This window comes from Nocardioides sp. NPDC006303 (assembly GCF_040613175.1).
Taxonomy (GTDB): Bacteria; Actinomycetota; Actinomycetes; order Propionibacteriales; family Nocardioidaceae; genus Nocardioides.
Genome location: NZ_JBEXRR010000025.1, coordinates 45,761 through 62,234 on the forward strand (window position 1 = coordinate 45,761; position 16,474 = coordinate 62,234).

Below are 16,474 nucleotides of genomic sequence, written 5' to 3' on the forward strand. Positions count from 1 at the left end.
GAGCGACGCGTCACCAACCTAGAGGACCTCTACGTTGGCGTGGAGACGGCAGTGCCTATGCGTCCGGCGGGAGCATCGCGCAGCCACCACGGTCATAAGGACCTCTTATCATCGCTCGAGTCCCGGCAGAGCGATCCAACCCGAGACGGCTGCAGGCCCGGCGCAACGCGCCGGGCCTGCGGTGGTGGTGCTCCCAGCACGAAGCCGGGTCAGCGGATCCCTAGGAGCGGGCCGCCTCGATCTGGGCGGTCACGTCGTAGGGGAACTCCGAGGTGATGCCGATCTTGTCGTACTCCATCTTCGAGGCGTCGAACCCGTCGTTCCAGTTGCCGTTGGTGACCTCGTTGCACTGGTAGGACTGGTAGGACTGGTCGGTGGTCTCTCCGACCTCGATGTTGGCGAAGGAGAACCCGCAGCCGCCGGCGTCCATGTGGATGCCGCGCGTGCCGGAGTCGGGCATCTCCCCGACCGGGTCGGTCAGCACGTCACCGATCACCATCTGCTCCACCTTGTTCTTGACGGGGTGCGGATCCTGGTTGGCCACGCCGTACGTGTAGAACGCGCCCATGTCACCCGAGTCCAGGCCGGCGTTCTGGATCTCGATGTAGCGGAAGGTGTTGTTGTCGGTGTACTGCTCGCCGTCGATGACCTCCGGACGCGACTCCAGGCTGATGCCGTACCGCGCGGAGTGGTTGACGAAGACGTTCTCGACCAGGTTGTTGCCGGTGTCCATCAACTCGATCCCGGAAGCGTCGCCGGGCACCAGCTCGCCGATGTGGTCGATGAACACGTTGGAGATCGTGTGCCCGTGGCTCAGGTCGCCCTCGCCGGGCCAGCCACCCTCGATCTTGATCGCGTCCGCGCCGATGTTCTCGAACCAGCTGTTGGTGACCTTCAGCCCCTCGTTGGCGAACAGGGCGTAGACACCCATGAACCCGGTGTCGGAGACATGCAGGTTGGTCAGCGTGATGTCCTTGGTGTTCTCCAGCGTGATCGCACCGAACCGGTTGCGCGGCATCTCGATCTGCCGGTCGTACTCGGGGTACTTGTGGGGCTCACCCGAGTCGCCCGCCGAGATCCATCCCGCGCGGTACCAGTCGACGAAGTCGCTGTGCTGCAGCCCGATCCCGTCGAAGGTGATGTCGTGTGCGCGCTGCTCCGGCGTCGCACCCTTCACATCGACCAGCTTCTTCACCGTCGGCGCCATGATCCGCACCTTGCTGATGTCGCCCTTCGGCTTGTAGTAGACCTCGTTGTTGGCGTAGTCGAAGTAGTACTCACCCGCCTGGTCGAGGAACGGGAGAGCGTTCTGGATGAAGTAGCGCGAGCCGCCACCGCTGTTGACCAGCGCGTAGCGGGTCCAGTACTTCAGGGTGGCGAAGCCCTTGCGGTAGTCGGCCCCACCGAGCGGCACGGTGTCGGTGAACCAGCTCCAGGAGCCACCGGACCACACGGTCACCTGGGCGTTGGCCAAGGGGTTGCTGGTCGGGGTGTCGTCCCACGCCGGGTCCCAGTCACCTTCCTCCCAGTACAGCCACTGCCGCACAGCCTCCTTCTCGGGCTCGCCGAGCTTGGAGAAGAGGTACGGCCCGTGCGAGTCCTCCGACCCACGGTTGGGATAGCGGGCGACCTCTGCTCGCGCGCCGTCCTCGAACAGCGTGTAGAACCGCTGCCCGGGCTCGACCTTGGTCTTGTAGATCCCGTCGCGGAACGGCTCCCACCCGGTCAGCTCCTTCGCGCCGGTCAGAACCGCCTTGCCCGGTCCGTCCACCGACCGATAGACGACGTCGTGGCCGTTGCTGCCGCTGTCGCGGTCATCGAGCTCGAGCGTGGAGTCCACCTGGTACTCGCCGGCCCGGACGTTGACCGTGACGTCGCAACCCATCTGGGCATTGAGCTTCTTGTCGCGGATCTGGTCGCGGGCACGCTCCAGGGTCGCGAACGGCGCACTCTCCGACCCGGCAGCCTTGTCGCTGCCGTCGGGCGAGACCCAGAGGGCCTTGCACTTTCCTCCCGCCGCGTCGGCGGTCTGTGTGGTGACGGCGAAGCCGGTGACCGCTACGACGGCCGCCGCGGCCAGCGCGCCCAGGCGGCGCGTCATTGGTTGCTGCATGGTCCGTTCCCTTCTCTATGGGGGCGGAGCGCCCGGCGCGAGGCAGAAGGACCACCCGAGGGTGGCCGTGCGGCCTCCGAGACGAGCTCCGTGTGACATACGCCACGCAACTAGGGTGATGTCATACATATGACGTGTCAAGAGCTGACTGGATGATGAGATGCCTCGCTTGGGTCCACGCCGCACGGTCAGATCAGCGTCGCGGCGACGTACGATGTCCTACACTTCCGGTTATGCCGCAACCGCTTTCACGGACCACCACGGTCCTCTCCCAGCCGCGTGACCGGCAGCCGATGCTCGGCGTGGTCGTCGTCGATGAGCTCGTCGACGCGATCGTCTCCGGGCGCCTGGCTCCGGGCGACGCGCTGCCGCCCGAAGGACCGCTCAGCGAGCAGTTCGGCGTGAGCCGCACTGTCGTACGCGAGTCCGTGAAGCGCATCGAGGAGAAGGGCCTCGTCACGATCGCGCGCGGGCGTGGCACCGAGGTGCGCCCGATGACGGCGTGGAACACGATGGACCGAGTGGTCCTCTCCGCCTTGATCAAGCACGACGAGACGCTGGGCATCCTCGACGAGCTCAGTGTCGTCCGCGCCCAGCTCGAGTCGGTGATGGCGGCAGAGGCCGCCCAGCGGCGATCGGACGAGCAGGTCGCCGAGCTCGACCGGGCGATGCAGCGGATGCGGGAGAGCACCGCCGACGAGGACGTCTTCCGCGCCGCCGACGTGGCCTTCCACGAGACCGTCATGGAGCTCTCCCGCAACCGGCTCGCCGGCAACATCGCTCGTACGCTCATGGACCACGCGCTGGAGAGCTCCCGCTACCACGGGGTCGACACGCCCGACGCTTTTGCGGTGACCCTGCGTGAGCACGAGGCCGTGCACGCCGCGATCTCCGAGGGCGACTCGGTGCGGGCACAGGACGCGATGAACAACCACATCCTCGAGGCGTGGCGCCGCCGTAGGTTGCCGCTGCCCGAGGCCGGCAAACGCGAAGGCTGAACCCGCGTGTGGGCGGCCACCCGGCCGCCCACACCTCACCCCTTGACCGCTCCGGCGGCCAGGCCGCTCATCACCCAGCGCTGCGTGAGCACGAAGATCACCAGGATGGGCAGCACGGCGAGCAGGAGAGTCGGAAACACCTGCGTGTAGTCGGCGGAGTACTCCCCCACCGAGGCGTAGACACCGGTGGTGACCGTATAGAGGCCTGAGCCGGGACCCAGGATCAGCTGCGGGCTGGCGAAGTCGTTCCACACGCTCAACGCGTTCAGGATGAACACGGTCGCCACGATCGGCTTCATGAGCGGCAGGATGATCGTCCACAGCGTCCGGTAGGGACCGGCGCCGTCGATCGCCGCCGCCTCGTCGAGCGAGGCGGGCAGCATCCGGATGAACCCGGTGAAGACGAAGATCGTGAACGGCACCGTCGCCGAGGCCATGAAGAGCACCAGCCCGGGGAACGTCGACATCAGCCCGAGAGCCCGGAGCACGAAGATCACCGGCACGAGGATCACCTGGGTCGGGATGAACATGCCCGAGATGAAGAACAGCAGCGCCGCGCCGAACACCGGGCGCGGCGAGCGCGCGATGACGTACGCCGCGGGCGCGCACACGCCGATCGAGACGATGTTGACGCAGATGACCAAGCCGATCGTCACGGCGTACCCAAACGCGATGTCGAAGTCCGGGTTGTTCCAGGCCGCGACGAGATGCTCGAGCGTGAACTGGCCGGGCGAGAGCGAGAAGGGCCTGCTGACGATGTCACGCTGGTCCTTGAACGCGTTGACGACCAAGAGGTACATCGGCACCAGCATGAAGAGGCACAGCGCTGTGACCGCGGCGTACCAGGCCGGTGTACGACGCTCGCCGGTCAGGCTCCGGCGCCCCGTCAGTGCTCGCAGGGCGCTCATTACTGGACCCCCTGGTCGTGACGGCGTCGCAGCGCGAGCACGCCGAACGCGAGGATCGCGGCCACCAGGATGAGGACCACGGCCTCAGCCGAGGCCAGCCCGACCTGCCGCTTGGGGAACTCCACAGCGAGGATCTGGTAGGCGAAGGTCTTCGTGGAGCCTGCCGGACCGCCGCCGGTCAGAGACACGACGACGTCGTAGGTCTTGATCAACGAGATCATCGAGGTGATCAGGGCCACCGTCACCGACGGCGCGAGAGCCGGCCAGGTGACGTGGCGGAAGGTCTGCCAGCGGTTGGCGCCGTCCATGCGCGAAGCCTCCAAGAGCTCGGCGGGCACGGCCTGGAGCCCGGCGAGATAGATGAGCAGCTGGACGCCGAACTGCGCCCAGGCGATGACGAGGATCAAGGTGGCGAGCGCCCAGGTCTCGTCGCTGAGGAACGGGAGCGGGCTGCTCCCCACGCTCTCCAGCAGCGAGTTGACGGCGCCCTGCGGGCCCAGGATCGCCGACCAGAGGAAGCCGACCACGATCAGGCTGAGCACGTGAGGGTAGAACATGACCACCCGGGCGAACGCGGTGAAGCGCGTGGTGCGCCACAGCAGGAGAGCCAGGCCCAGTGCCGCGGCGTTGATAACCATCGACCCCGCGACCGCGACGATCGCGGTCACGACCATGGAGCCTCGGACGTCAGCGGACTCGAAGAGCCTGACGTAGTTGTCGAAGCCGACGATCTCCGGGGTCTGTGTCGGGAAGCCGTTGTAGTCGGTGAAGCTGTAGTAGACGGCGTACCCGACGGGCACGACGAGAAGGCCGACGAAGACCACCAACGCGGGCAGCACCATCGAGGCCTCCACCCACCGCGAGGTGCGCGGACGGGAACCGGATGACCGGCCGATCGGCCGGCGGGGCCGGCCCCCTCCCTCCCGCGGCAGGTCCGCTGCCGCGGGAGGGCTGTCGGTGTTGCTGGCGCTCATGAGAGCCATCATCGTTCTCCTCGTCGTGGCCCCGAGGGGTCAGCCATTCTGCTCGGCCCAGTCGTCGAGCGCCTTCGCGGCGTCCTCGGGGCTGGTTCCGGTGTAGAGGCTCTGCACGATCTCGGTGAACTTGTCGTTGAGTCCCACGACGGGAAGGCGGATGTCGCCCGCGCCCTCACCCACCGCCACCAGCTCGGGTGCCTCGTCGATGATCGCCTGGATCTCCGTCGCGACCGGGGACTGCTCGACGGAGGCTCCGGCACGGAACACGCCGTCGGCGGTCAGCTGACTCTCGATCGCGGCCTGGTCGGTCACGAGGTACTCGACGAGCTGGAGGGCTTCGTCGGAGCGCTCGCTACCGGCGTAGACCATGTAGGGGCTGGCCATGGTGGCGCCCTGCGGCCCGGGGTAGGCCATGCCCTCGTCCACCGGCGGGGAGAAGACGCCCACCTCGAAGGGGAGCTCGCCCGCGTTGTCCAGGCTGGCGACGAGCCAGCTCCCGAGCGGGTACATCCCGACCTTGCCGTCCATGAAGTTGGCGTCGGCCGTGGTCGGGTCGAGACCGACATCGGTCTTCTTGATGTAGCCGTCGCCCAACCAGGTGGCGTAGTTCTCGAACATCGGCTCGAACGCGTCGCCGAGGGTCAGCTTGCCGTCGGCGACGGCCGACTGCCACTCGGGCTGCTCGGTGTTGAGGGTGGGGTGCCACAGCTGCTGGAGCTGGAGGCCGGTCTCCCACTGGCCCGCGGTCTGCAGCGGGGTGTAGCCGGCGGCGGCGAGCTTGCCGAGCGCGGCGTCGAACTCGTCCCAGGTCTGCGGCGTGGCCTTGATGCCGGCCTTCTCGAAGGCCGTCTTGTTGTAGTAGACGAGCGACTGCGCCTGGGAGCCGACACCGGCGACCAGTCGCTTGCCGTCGATGGCGTAGGTGTCGACCATCGGCGTGTCCTCGACCCAGCTCTCCTCGGAGAGGTCGAGCACCTCCGGGGCGATCTGGTCGTCCGGGAAGATCGACTGCACCACGTCGGGGGCAGTGCCCGCCGCGAGCTGAGAGCTGAAGGTCTCGCTCACGTTGGTGCCGGTCGGCCCCTCGATCTTGACGTCGATACCGGTCTCGTCCTCGAAGGGCTTCACCAGGTCGTTCCAGAAGTCCTTGGTGAGGTTGTCGGTCAGGTTGACCAGCACCCGCACCTCCTTGCTGTCGTCGCTGGCAGCGCCGTTGCCTCCACAGGCCGCGGTCGCGATCAGGGGAAGCAGAACCGCTGCGACAGCACCCGCCCTCCACAAGCGTCGTGTCTCCACAGGAATCTCCGTTTCGTCGTCCGTCGATCTTCATCCGACGGAGGTTGTTCGCGTGGACTCTGGCGATTCGGACTGCCGACCACCGGAGTGAGGAAAGCGCTATCCCGGGCGCCAACGTGACGAAGATAACACATCTTATGTTTAAATGGGCAAGCCCAGATCTCGCCGTTTCCGAAACGGCCCCGACAGCCTCGACGACCGAGAGGATCCGCCTCGTGCGCGCCGCTTTTGCGATGACTCCCCATCTTCAGCATCGATTCTTCGATGCACCCCTCCTGGCCGAGCTGGGCGAGCTCGTCGACATCGATGCCGACCGGGTGCTGACGTCCTACGACGATCCACGTGCCGCCGAGGTGGAGGTGCTCATCACCGCCTGGGGCACGCCGACCATCGACGCGTCGGCGCTCGCCCGGATGCCACGGCTGCGCGCCGTCGTCCATGCCGCCAGCTCGGTGAAGTACTTCCTCACCTCGGCAGCCTGGGAGCGTGACCTCCGGGTCACCTGCGGCGTGGAGCCCAACGCCCGCCCCGTCGCCGAGTACGCCCTGGCCGCGGTGCTGTGGGCGACGAAGTCGGTCCTGCCGCTGACCGAGCGGTTCCGCGCCGAGCGCGTGGCTTCCGATCTCACCGTCGATGACACCATCGACGGTGCGTACGGCACGACCATCGGCGTGCTGGGCGCCTCGGCCACGGGCCGGGCGTTGATCGAGCTGCTCGCCCCGTTCGACCTCACCGTCCTGGTCAGCGACCCCACGATCGACGCGACACGCGCCGCCGGGCTGGGCGCCGAGCTCGTGGACCTCGACCAGCTCTTCGCGCGCTCGCGCGTCGTCTCGCTGCACGCACCGCTGCTGCCGCAGACCCGGCACCTCGTCGACGCCCACCTGCTCGGGTCGATGGGCGACGGCGCGACGCTGATCAACACTGCCCGGGGAGGGATCGTCGACCACGACGCGCTCCGCGCCGAGCTCGTCTCGGGCCGGCTGCGCGCGGTTCTCGACGTGACCGAGCCCGAGCCGCTGGACGCTGAGGATCCGATGTGGAGCCTCCCCAACGTCACCCTGACCCCGCACATCGCCGGCTCGCAGGGCAGTGAGCTGCACCGCCTGGGCCGCGGCGCCGTCGACGAGGTGCGTGCCCTGATCGAGGGCCGGCCGCCCCTGCGCCCGGTCGACCCCACCAGCCTGGCCACCAGCGCATGACCGACACCTTGAAACCGGAGACCGACGTGACGACCCCCACCCCTGCGCCCGACCTCGCCCACCTGACCCGCTGGTTCCTGACCTGGGTCACCGACGAAGGGGCGATCAACGGCTTCCACAACCACAGCGTGTGGGGCACGAACCCCGCGACCTTCCTCGACTGGACGAGCGGACACGCCGCCTTCTCCGCGCCGGCGCTCGGCGCCGTCGCACAGCTCCTCGCCGTGCAGCCCGATGAGCGGGCCGCCGAGGTGTGGCGCCGGATGATGCGCTTCCAGAGCAGCGCCCTGCAGGACGACGACCAGTACAAGCACGTCGGCTTCCAGGTCGGGGAGTCGGCCACGACCGGCCTGATCCACAACGCCACCGGCAGCATCGGTCTGCTCCTCGGGCTCAAGCACGCCCGGCACCTGCTCGACGACGCCGAGGTCGACCGCATCATCGACGTCGTCCGCCGCAACCTGGTCGCCCTCCACTCCTTCGGCGGCGGGCGCCCGGCCGAGGACGGCACCTGCAACCAGGAGTACGCCCGCGTGTGGGTCAAGCTGCTGCTCGCCGAGGTGACCGGCGACGACAGCGGCCTGGCCGAGATCGGCGAGGACCTCGACCTCCTCATCGCCCGTCACCACGAACCCGGAGTCCCGGACGCCGACTCCTCGGGCACCTGGCGACAGGCCGAGGATCGGGTCGCCGGCGGGATCCTCGAGCCCGCGGAGTACTACGGCCTGATGATCATGCCGCTGCTGCTCGGCCACCTGCGGCTGGGTGAGCAGCGCTACCTCGACGAGGCGGTCCGGCTGTGCCGCCACGTCGCCCGCTCGGCGTGGACCGACGCGGACGGCCAGACCCGCTTCCACCGCTACTGGTACGTCGCACCCAGCACGACCCTGAAGAGCGACACCCCCATGCTGATCGCGGGCATGGGACTGTCTCTGCACGGCATCCGCGAGGTGTGCCGGATGCGCCCCGACGCCGAGCTCGAGGAGTTCATGGCGCGTTGCCGGGCGACGTACGCGCACTATCAGGCCCCGGCCGGCTACTTCGCCTCGGCGACCCACTGGGGCACCGAGGCCGACGTCGCCCCGAGCACCGCGTGGCACGCCCACGACCTGGTCTTCCTCGCCGACGACGTCGAGGACCCGGGCCCGGACTTCTGGACGACGGTGCTCACGCCCGACGAGCGCCAGTCGGTCCTGATGACCAACCGGGCCGTATGGGCCGAGCACGGCGTGCACTGGTGCATCCGCAGCCCGCTGACCGCCGGCGACCTCCACCTCTACGGCCGCAAGGACCGGGCGGTGTTCGGGCGCGACTTCTTCGCGTGGACCGACAAGGTGCCGCTCGACGACGAGCTGCGCTACCCCGAGGCGCCGCTCTTCCTCGAGACCAACGACGGCATGCGTCGCGTGGACACCTCCGATCGCCCCACCGACGTCTCCACGCTGGGCACGACCTACCGGGGCGCGCTCTGAGCGCGACCGCCGGCCGGCCCCTGCTGCGCCCCGGGCTGTGCTCGGTCACCGCCCGTCACCTCCCGACGGACGGGGTGCTCGAGGCCGCCGCGGAGGCCGGCCTGGCCTGCATCGAGTGGGGCGCGGACGTCCACGCCCCGCCCACCGGCGACCTGCGCGGCCTGGCCGATGCGACCGCTGCGGCAGGGCTGGCCGTCGCGTCCTACGGCACCTATTGGCGGGCCACGCCGGACGACGACGGGGTCGCGCTGATCGGCGCGGCGCTGGCGTTGGGGTGCACGCGCCTCCGCATCTGGGCCGGCACCACCGGCTCGGCCGACGCCTCCCCCGCCGAGCGCGCCGAGGTCGTACGCCGCGTTCAGAGACTGGCCGAAGAGGCGTCCGGCCACGGCCTCGAGCTCGCCTTCGAGCACCACGACCTGACGCTTGCGGACACCGTCGAGTCCACCCTCGACCTCCTCGCCGAGGTTGACCGGCCGAACGTCGGCACCTACTGGCAGCCCCGGGTGGGCGAGCCGGCAGAAGTGGCCCTGGCCGGGCTGGCCCGGCTGCTCCCGCACGTACGTGCGGTGCACGCGTTCTCCTGGTGGCCACGTCACGAGCGGCTGCCGTTGGCGGCCCGCGCCGACCTGTGGCCGGCGGCCCTGGAGATGCTCGCGGCCACCGGACGGCCGACCGACGTACTGCTGGAGTTCCTGCCCGACGACGACATGTCGCTGCTGGCGAGCGAGGCAGGTCGCCTGCGCGAGTGGATCGCGCAGACGACCTGACTGCTCTGCCCGGGAAGGCTCAGCCGGCGGCCGGGCCGCCGGGGAGCCCGATGCCGTCCCTGGTGACCAGCCGGTTCCAGGTCGCCACCCACTCCCGACCGAAGGTCTGCGCGACCTCGCCGGTGAAGCTGAAGCTCAGGGTGTCGAGGTCGAGCCCGGCGGCCTCGAGTGAGGCGGGCTTGCTGAGGTTGGTGTTGATCTTGTCGCTCCACGTGGCGAGGCGATAGGTCGCGGCCGGACTCGCGAACGAGTTCTCCCCGGCGCGGTACTCGCCGCCGCCGATGATGACCGAGCGGTCGATCGCGTTGCGGGCGGGCACGTAGAGGGAGTTGGGGTTCTCCCACACGGTCGCGCGGTCGCAGCCGTTGGTGGCGTCGGCCGCGTAGTCGGCCTTCTTGCAGTCCTCGCCGGTCGCGGTGACGCGCGGGACGTACCAGTCCCCGATCTCCGGGAACACGATCGGCTTCCCGTCGGAGTAGCGGGCCTTGCCGCCTGTGTAGTGACGGTGCCAGCGGGCGACGTCCTCCTCGGTGGCCGAGTACTTCTCGCCCGACCGTACGTCGAGGAACGAGTTGTAGCGGCTCTGCACCACCCAGCCGTTGGGCACGGGAAGGCCGGTCTCGCCGTTGCGGTGGTAGAGCTGGTCGTGGCCGGTCTGGGCGACGTCGATGAACACGTTGTCCGTCGCCTTGTTGCTGTGGCCCGACTGGAAGAACACACCCGAGTGCGCGTTCTTCACCACGTTGTGGTGGAACCGCATCCCCGAGACGCCGTCATCCATGTAGAACGCGTCGTTGGAGCCGCCGATGGTGTCGAAGAAGTTGTACGCGACCTCGTTGCCCAGATAGGTGTAGTCACGCCCGGTGTAGACGACGCCCTGGTCGCCGGCGTTCTTCACCAGGTCGTAGAAGAAGTTGTGGTTGACGCGCATGTCGTTGCCCATGATCTGCACCGCCATGTGGGGCGCGTCATGGACGTAGTTGTTCTCGAAGCTGTTGCCGACGCCGTACAGGTAGCCGGCCGGCGTGTAGGTCGCCAGCCGTGAGAAGCGGGCGATCTCGTTGTTGCGGGCCACGTTGTCGCCGCGCTCGAGAGTGCTGCGATCACCGCCGCCGAGCAGGACTCCGCCGCCGCCGAGGTCGTGGAGGTAGGAGTTCTGCACGACGTTGTCGTGGCCGCCGCGTACGGTCTCGTAGTCGGGCAGCGCGGTGATGGACTCGGTGGTCTCGCCGATGCGGATCGCGTCCATGCTGACGTTGGAGATGTCGACGCCGTCGATCAGCGTCTTCTCGGCGTCGAGCAGCTGGACCGCGCTGATCAACGAGTCCGACATCGACAGGCCCTTCAGGGTCACGCCCGTGGTGCCCTCGAGCCGGAAGATGTTGTCGTCGAAGGCGCGGAGCGTCGCGCTCTTGCCCTCCATCGTCCCGCCCGACGGCTTGTAGTAGACGACGTCGTTGCCCGCGTGGCGGTCGATGTAGTACTCACCCTCGGCGTCCATCTCGGAGAGGATGTTGAGCGCCTTGACCTTGGTGTAGTCGTTGCGAGGCCAGTACATCGAGGGGTACTTGGCGTACATCGTGGTGCCGCTCCAGGAGACCAGCCGGACCATGTCGTTGGCGTAGTTGTTGCCCAGGTAGCCCGAGAGCCAGGCCTCGGTCTCGTACGTCGTGTTGTCGACGTCGGTGAGCTCCTGCGGGTCGGCCTGTACCGGGATGTGGGAGTAGGCACCGAAGCCGCGGGTGCCGTGATCGATGATCTCCGGCACGCCCTCAGGCGCCCAGCCCTGGTAGCGGTTGTTCTCGAGCAGACGGCCACCGACCTCGTAGAGGGGAGGCGTCATCTTGCGCATCTCGTCCTGGGACCAGGTGTCGCGGTCCGCGGGGTTGGCGAGCTGCTGCTTCTTGTCCTCGAACTGGGCGCGTGGCGTCGTCCCGCTGACCGCCCAGTCGGGCTCCATCCCGAACCGGTCTCGCAGCGTCCACTGGATGAGGTCGTTGGTCGCGGGCACCTTCCACTTGCCGCCGTCGCCGTAGAGGTGACAGCTGGAGTCGGCGCCGGTGCAGCCCTCCTGGTTGGGGAACTGCGCGAGCGTCTGCGTCCCGCCGTCGACGACGAGCTCGGGGGCGAAGGGCTGCGGCAGCCAGTTGAACCCGTTCTTGTAGAGCGTGCCGGGGTCGATGCCCTCGGCGCCCAGGTCGTAGACCCACACGCCCTCACGCAGGGCCGGCGAGTCGAGTCGGGCGTTCGAGGAGAACTGCGGCTGGGCGAGCTCCTCCTCGGACAGGTCCGCGAGCGACCGCCAGCCTTGAGCTTCCAGGGCGTGCGCGCCCGTGAGGCGGACCTTCTCCCCCGCTGCGGCGCGGTAGGTGACCCAGGAGTGCTCGGGGCCGGTCAGGTCGATCGCGTCGTCGAGGACGTACTCGCCGCCGTGGACGATCACCGTGCCTCGGTTCTCCGCGGAGGTACGTCCGGCCAGCGCGTCGCGGGCCGCTTCCACCGTCCTCAGCGGCTGGCTCTTCGTGCCTGGGTCGGCGTCGTCGCCGTCAGGGGCGACGTGGACCGTGAGGGTCGTCTCGGCCGCGGTGGCGGGCTGCGTACCGGCGACGAGGACCGTCGAACCGAGTGCTGCCAGGACCACGGCCGCCGCGGCGCGGGCGCGGCGTGTCGTGCGAGTCTGCATGTCCGTCTCCTTGAGATATGACGTATGACATGTGTCTAACATCACAAACGAGGTACGGGCAAGCGTTTTCCAATGTTTCCGGCCGACGCCGATTCAGGTGGCGAGACCGTAGACCCGAGCGGCCGTGCCGCCCCAGACGTCGGCGCGGCCGGTGTCGTCGAGCCCGGCGAGCACCGTGTCGGCGAGGTCGATCACCCCGCCGTAGGACGAGCGCAGCAGGCAGACCGGCCAGTCCGATCCGATCATGGTGCGCTCGGCGCCGAAGACGTCGATGACGTGCGCAGCCCAGGGAAGCACCGCGTCGATCGGCTGGTCCGGGGCGAGCTCGGTGACGAGCCCGGACAGCTTGCACGCCACGGAGTCGTGGCGGGCGAGCGCGGTGACATGTTTCGCCCACTCGTCGAAGGCGGCAGGCTCGATCACGGGCTTGCCGACGTGATCGAGCACCCAACGCCCGCCGGGGATCTGCTCGACGGCGCCGACGGCGGCCGGCAGCTGGGGCTGGCGCACCAGCAGGTCGTAGACGAGACCGGCGTCAGCGACAGCGGTGAGCCCCCGTAGCACGTCGTCACGGAGCAACCACTGGGGATCGGGTTCGGACTGCACCAGGTGCCGGATGCCGACCAGGAGGTCTCCCCCGGGGCGCTCGCGCAGCTCGGCGAGCCGGTCGGCGACGTCCGAGGCGGTGAGGTCGACCCAGCCGACGACCCCGAGGATCTCGGGCGTGGCCGCCGCCAGCGCGAGCAGCTCCGGGGTCTCCTCGGCGACCGCGACGGTCTGGACGACGACGGTCCCGGCGATCTCGTGGTCGACCAGGTGGGGCCGGAGATCGTCGAAGGAGAAGGAGCGCCGGATGGCCGGGAGATCGCGCGTCCACTCCTGGTCGCGGACCTCGAGGTCCCACACGTGGTGGTGGGCGTCGATACGCCGGGGCTCAGTCAAGGTGAAAGACCTCGGCCATCGTGGACCACTGCTCGTCCTCGGAGGCGGTGGGCAGCCGCTCCTGGCACGGGGCGGTGATCTCCCACCATCGCTGGGTCACGTCATGGGCAGCGATCGCGGCCATGTCCGCCTCGTAGTCGGTCCCGACGTACTCGAAGTAGCTGAAGAGCCAGCCGTCGCGCAGGAAGATGGAGTAGTTGCGGATGCCGCTGGCGGTCAGGCGCTCGAGCACCTCGGGCCACACAGCGGCGTGCAGCTCGACGTACTCCGCCTCCTTCTCGGGGCGCAGCCGGACCACGGAGCCGTGTCGGGTCATGGTGAGGGTCCTCTCGGTGGGGTGGGCGAAGGCTCAGAGGTCGTCGACGAGGACGACGTGCAGGGTGCGCGGGCCGTGGACGCCCTCGACGCGGTCGAGCTCGATGTCGCTGGTCGCCGACGGGCCGCTGATCCAGGTCTGCGGCCGCGCCGGGTCGAGCCTGCCGACGGCCTGCGGGACGCCGGCCACGACCTGGGCGGCTCCGAGCACGCACACGTGCAGGTCCGGCACGAGGGTGAGCGCGCGACGTCCCTGACCAGGGCCGTGGTCGAGCACGACCGTGCCGGTGGCGGCGATGCCGAGCGCGGCCGCTGAGACGACCGCATCGATCGCGTCGAGCTCGCCGGCCGACTGCCCGGTGTCGTCGACGGATCCGGGGACCGGCCACGGCAGGCCCGCGGGTACGACGACGCTCCGGCCGGCGACCGCCCGTGCGAGCACCTCGGCGACGTCCGTCGCACGGCACCGGGTGACGGTGGCGCGGTAGTCCTCGACCCTCTCCACGAACCGGGCGAGCACGGCGGACCGGTCGAGGTCGTCGCCGACACCCCGGTAGCCGCGCGGCACCTCAGCGGTCGGGTGGGGCGTGTCGCCGAGCGCCTGCCGGACTCGGCCCAGGATCTCCTCACGGGTGCTCATCGGCACCTCCTCCGGTGCGGCGCCACCAGGCGCGGAAGGACTCGGTGGGCGGGTCGGGCAGGTCGCGGGCCTGTGTCCAGGGGCGCGCGCCGGCGCGGCGGGCAAGCCTGATTCCGGTGCCGGCGAGGCGCTCGGCGAGGCCGAGCCGGCGACCGGAGGCGAGCGTCGCGCCGGCGGCCTTCATCGCCACCGCCTCGGGCTTGGGTACGCCGCCGCGGTGGGCGTCGACGACCTGCGAGCGCAGCTCCACGAGCACCGAGGGGATGTCGATGCGCACGGGGCAGGCCTCGAAGCAGGCGCCGCACAACGTCGAGGCGTACGGCAGGGAGTCGGTCTGGTCGTCGTGCCCGACGCCCTTCAACAGCGGATTGAGGATGGCGCCGATCGGGCCCGGGTAGACCGAGCCGTACGCATGGCCGCCGGTGCGCTCGTAGACCGGGCAGACGTTGAGGCAGGCCGAACAGCGGATGCAGCGCAACGCTTGGCGGCCGACCTCGTCTGCCAGCGCGCGGGTGCGGCCGTTGTCGAGCAGCACCACGTGCACCTCCTGCGGGCCGTCGTCCGGGGTGACGCCGGACCACACCGAGGTGTAGGGGTTCATCCGCTCCCCCGTCGCCGAGCGCGGCAGGAGCTGGAGGAAGACGTCGAGGTCGTCCCAGGTCGGCACGACCTTCTCGATGCCGACCACCGAGACCAGCACCTCGGGAAGGGTCAGGCACATCCGGCCGTTGCCCTCCGACTCCACCACGACGAGGGACCCGGTCTCGGCGACCGCGAAGTTGGCGCCCGAGACACCCACCTTGGCGCGCAGGAACTTCTCGCGCAGGTGCAGGCGGGCGGCCTCAGCGAGCCGCGCGGGCTCGTCGGTGAGGTCGTCAGGAGCGGGACGGCCGACCTCACCCATCGCGGAGGCGAAGATCTCGCGGATCTCGGCGCGGTTGCGGTGGATGGCGGGAACCAGGATGTGGCTCGGCAGGTCGTCGCCGAGCTGCACGATGAGCTCGGCGAGGTCGGTCTCCCAGGCGTCGATGCCGCGGGCGGCCAGCGCCTCGTTGAGGCCGATCTCCTGGGTCGCCATCGACTTCACCTTCACCACCTCGGTGGCGTCGTGTGCGGCGGCGATGTCACCGACGATGCGGCATGCCTCCGCGTCGTCGCTCGCCCAGTGGACGGTCGCGCCGGCCTTGGTGAGCGACTCCTCGAGACGTACCAGATGCTCGTCGAGGTGCAGCAGCACGTTCTCCTTGATCGCCGCACCGGCCAGGCGCAGCTCCTCCCACTCCTCGACCTCGCCGACGACGGCGGCGCGCTTGGCGCGGATGGTGCCGGTGGCATGCGCGAGGTTGCGGCGCAGCTGGGAGTCGCCGACCGCCTCGCGTGCAGCCTTCGGGAACACCGGCATCCCGACGAACGTGCCGGCCATCAGGCACCCACCGCGGCAGGCTCGGTCTGGGCGAGGACGTCGGCCAGATGCATGACGCGCACGCCGGCACGCTGCCGTGAGAGCAGGCCTCCGACATGGGTCAGGCAGGACCGGTCACCGGCCACCAGCACCTCGGCCCCGGTCTCGCGTACGTGCCGGGCCTTGTCGGAGCCCATGGCGATCGACGTGTCGGAGTTCTTCATCGCGAAGGTGCCGCCGAACCCGCAGCACTCGGTCGCGCCGGGCAGGTCCACCAGGTCGATCCCTCGGACGTGCTGGAGCAGCCGCATCGGCCGGTCGCCGACCGCGAGCATCCGCAGCGAGTGGCAGGTCGGGTGGTAGGTCACCCGGTGCGGGAAGTAGGCACCGACGTCCTCGACGCCGAGGACGTCGACGAGGAACTCGCTGAGCTCGTAGACCCGCTGGGACGTCTCACGGGCCGCCGCCCGCAGGCCCTCGTCGCCGCTGCGGCGGGCCACCAGATCGTGCTGGTGCCGGGCCGACCCGGCGCACGAGCCCGACGGCGTCACGACTGCGTCGTACCCCTCGAAGGCACGGACGAAGGTGCGGAGCACCGGCACCGCCTCGTCGAGGTAGCCGGTGTTGACCATCGGCTGGCCGCAGCAGGTCTGGGCCTGGGGGAAGTCCACCTCGACGCCGAGGCGGCGGAGGAGCCGGACGACGTTGCGCCCGGTGTCGGGGAACAGGGCATCGTTGATGCAGGTGACCATGAGG

The 16,474-nt window shown here is 69.4% G+C and carries 14 protein-coding genes; 4 read left to right on the forward strand and 10 right to left on the reverse strand.

Annotated features, from left to right (window positions below; translation table 11 throughout):
• Positions 1–220: 220 nt before the first annotated feature.
• Complete coding sequence (locus ABZY89_RS18905) at positions 221–2,113, reverse strand: right-handed parallel beta-helix repeat-containing protein (RefSeq protein ID WP_355229650.1); 1,893 nt, start codon at positions 2,111–2,113, stop codon at positions 221–223.
• 233 nt (positions 2,114–2,346) lie between these two features.
• Here ABZY89_RS18905 and ABZY89_RS18910 point away from each other — a divergent pair, with 233 nt between their 5' ends.
• On the forward strand, positions 2,347–3,111 hold the full coding sequence (locus ABZY89_RS18910; protein WP_355229652.1) for a FadR/GntR family transcriptional regulator: 765 nt from the start codon (positions 2,347–2,349) through the stop codon (positions 3,109–3,111).
• A 35-nt stretch (positions 3,112–3,146) separates the two neighbouring features.
• Here the strand turns inward: ABZY89_RS18910 and ABZY89_RS18915 are convergent, their stop codons facing one another.
• From ABZY89_RS18915 to ABZY89_RS18925, 3 genes are read right to left on the reverse strand one after another with little or no spacing between them, the layout of a single operon-like run.
• Positions 3,147–4,019, reverse strand: coding sequence for a carbohydrate ABC transporter permease (locus ABZY89_RS18915; RefSeq protein ID WP_355229653.1), 873 nt, complete (start codon positions 4,017–4,019; stop codon positions 3,147–3,149).
• On the reverse strand, positions 4,019–4,993 hold the full coding sequence (locus ABZY89_RS18920; RefSeq protein WP_355229655.1) for a sugar ABC transporter permease: 975 nt from the start codon (positions 4,991–4,993) through the stop codon (positions 4,019–4,021). The genes ABZY89_RS18915 and ABZY89_RS18920 overlap by 1 nt, the downstream gene beginning before the upstream one ends.
• A gap of 39 nt (positions 4,994–5,032) precedes the next feature.
• A complete protein-coding gene (locus ABZY89_RS18925; protein ID WP_355229657.1) occupies positions 5,033–6,292 on the reverse strand; it encodes an extracellular solute-binding protein in 1,260 nt (419 codons plus the stop codon).
• Between the two features lie 215 nt (positions 6,293–6,507).
• Between ABZY89_RS18925 and ABZY89_RS18930 the strand changes: the two genes are divergently transcribed.
• From ABZY89_RS18930 to ABZY89_RS18940, 3 genes are all read left to right on the forward strand, one after another.
• Positions 6,508–7,494 carry a hydroxyacid dehydrogenase gene (locus ABZY89_RS18930; protein WP_355229658.1) on the forward strand — a complete coding sequence of 329 codons (987 nt, stop codon included), beginning with the start codon at positions 6,508–6,510 and terminating at the stop codon, positions 7,492–7,494.
• Positions 7,491–8,966, forward strand: coding sequence for a hypothetical protein (locus ABZY89_RS18935; protein WP_355229660.1), 1,476 nt, complete (start codon positions 7,491–7,493; stop codon positions 8,964–8,966). The genes ABZY89_RS18930 and ABZY89_RS18935 overlap by 4 nt, the downstream gene beginning before the upstream one ends.
• A 74-nt stretch (positions 8,967–9,040) precedes the next feature.
• Positions 9,041–9,736 (forward strand): TIM barrel protein, encoded by a 696-nt coding sequence (locus tag ABZY89_RS18940; protein ID WP_355229662.1) that lies wholly within the window; start codon positions 9,041–9,043, stop codon positions 9,734–9,736.
• A 19-nt stretch (positions 9,737–9,755) separates the two neighbouring features.
• Here ABZY89_RS18940 and ABZY89_RS18945 read toward each other — a convergent pair whose 3' ends face one another.
• The 6 genes from ABZY89_RS18945 to ABZY89_RS18970 all read right to left on the reverse strand — a co-directional run bounded on the left by ABZY89_RS18945 (position 9,756) and on the right by ABZY89_RS18970 (position 16,470).
• The gene (locus ABZY89_RS18945) at positions 9,756–12,419 is read right to left on the reverse strand and encodes a right-handed parallel beta-helix repeat-containing protein (protein WP_355229663.1); all 2,664 of its coding nucleotides are present in this window, start codon (positions 12,417–12,419) and stop codon (positions 9,756–9,758) included.
• A gap of 93 nt (positions 12,420–12,512) precedes the next feature.
• Entirely contained in the window at positions 12,513–13,361 is an 849-nt protein-coding gene (locus ABZY89_RS18950) for an amidohydrolase family protein (RefSeq protein ID WP_355229664.1), read from the reverse strand.
• The gene (locus ABZY89_RS18955) at positions 13,354–13,677 is read right to left on the reverse strand and encodes an L-rhamnose mutarotase (RefSeq protein WP_355229665.1); all 324 of its coding nucleotides are present in this window, start codon (positions 13,675–13,677) and stop codon (positions 13,354–13,356) included. Before ABZY89_RS18955 ends, ABZY89_RS18950 begins: the two co-directional genes overlap by 8 nt.
• Before the next feature lie 33 nt (positions 13,678–13,710).
• On the reverse strand, positions 13,711–14,316 hold the full coding sequence (locus ABZY89_RS18960) for an LUD domain-containing protein (RefSeq protein ID WP_355229667.1): 606 nt from the start codon (positions 14,314–14,316) through the stop codon (positions 13,711–13,713).
• Positions 14,303–15,739, reverse strand: coding sequence for a LutB/LldF family L-lactate oxidation iron-sulfur protein (locus tag ABZY89_RS18965; protein WP_355229669.1), 1,437 nt, complete (start codon positions 15,737–15,739; stop codon positions 14,303–14,305). The genes ABZY89_RS18960 and ABZY89_RS18965 overlap by 14 nt, the downstream gene beginning before the upstream one ends.
• On the reverse strand, positions 15,739–16,470 hold the full coding sequence (locus ABZY89_RS18970) for a (Fe-S)-binding protein (protein WP_355229700.1): 732 nt from the start codon (positions 16,468–16,470) through the stop codon (positions 15,739–15,741). Before ABZY89_RS18970 ends, ABZY89_RS18965 begins: the two co-directional genes overlap by 1 nt.
• Between the last annotated feature and the right edge of the window lie 4 nt (positions 16,471–16,474).

Bases quoted from the DNA above. Each gene is read 5' to 3' on its own strand.
- ABZY89_RS18905 (WP_355229650.1), bottom strand. From the start codon at position 2,113: ATGCAGCAACCAATGACGCGCCGCCTGGGCGCGCTGGCCGCGGCGGCC.
- ABZY89_RS18910 (WP_355229652.1), top strand. From the start codon at position 2,347: ATGCCGCAACCGCTTTCACGGACCACCACGGTCCTCTCCCAGCCGCGT.
- ABZY89_RS18915 (WP_355229653.1), bottom strand. From the start codon at position 4,019: ATGAGCGCCCTGCGAGCACTGACGGGGCGCCGGAGCCTGACCGGCGAG.
- ABZY89_RS18920 (WP_355229655.1), bottom strand. From the start codon at position 4,993: ATGAGCGCCAGCAACACCGACAGCCCTCCCGCGGCAGCGGACCTGCCG.
- ABZY89_RS18935 (WP_355229660.1), top strand. From the start codon at position 7,491: ATGACCGACACCTTGAAACCGGAGACCGACGTGACGACCCCCACCCCT.
- ABZY89_RS18945 (WP_355229663.1), bottom strand. From the start codon at position 12,419: ATGCAGACTCGCACGACACGCCGCGCCCGCGCCGCGGCGGCCGTGGTC.
- ABZY89_RS18955 (WP_355229665.1), bottom strand. From the start codon at position 13,677: ATGACCCGACACGGCTCCGTGGTCCGGCTGCGCCCCGAGAAGGAGGCG.
- ABZY89_RS18960 (WP_355229667.1), bottom strand. From the start codon at position 14,316: ATGAGCACCCGTGAGGAGATCCTGGGCCGAGTCCGGCAGGCGCTCGGC.
- ABZY89_RS18965 (WP_355229669.1), bottom strand. From the start codon at position 15,739: ATGGCCGGCACGTTCGTCGGGATGCCGGTGTTCCCGAAGGCTGCACGC.
- ABZY89_RS18970 (WP_355229700.1), bottom strand. From the start codon at position 16,470: ATGGTCACCTGCATCAACGATGCCCTGTTCCCCGACACCGGGCGCAAC.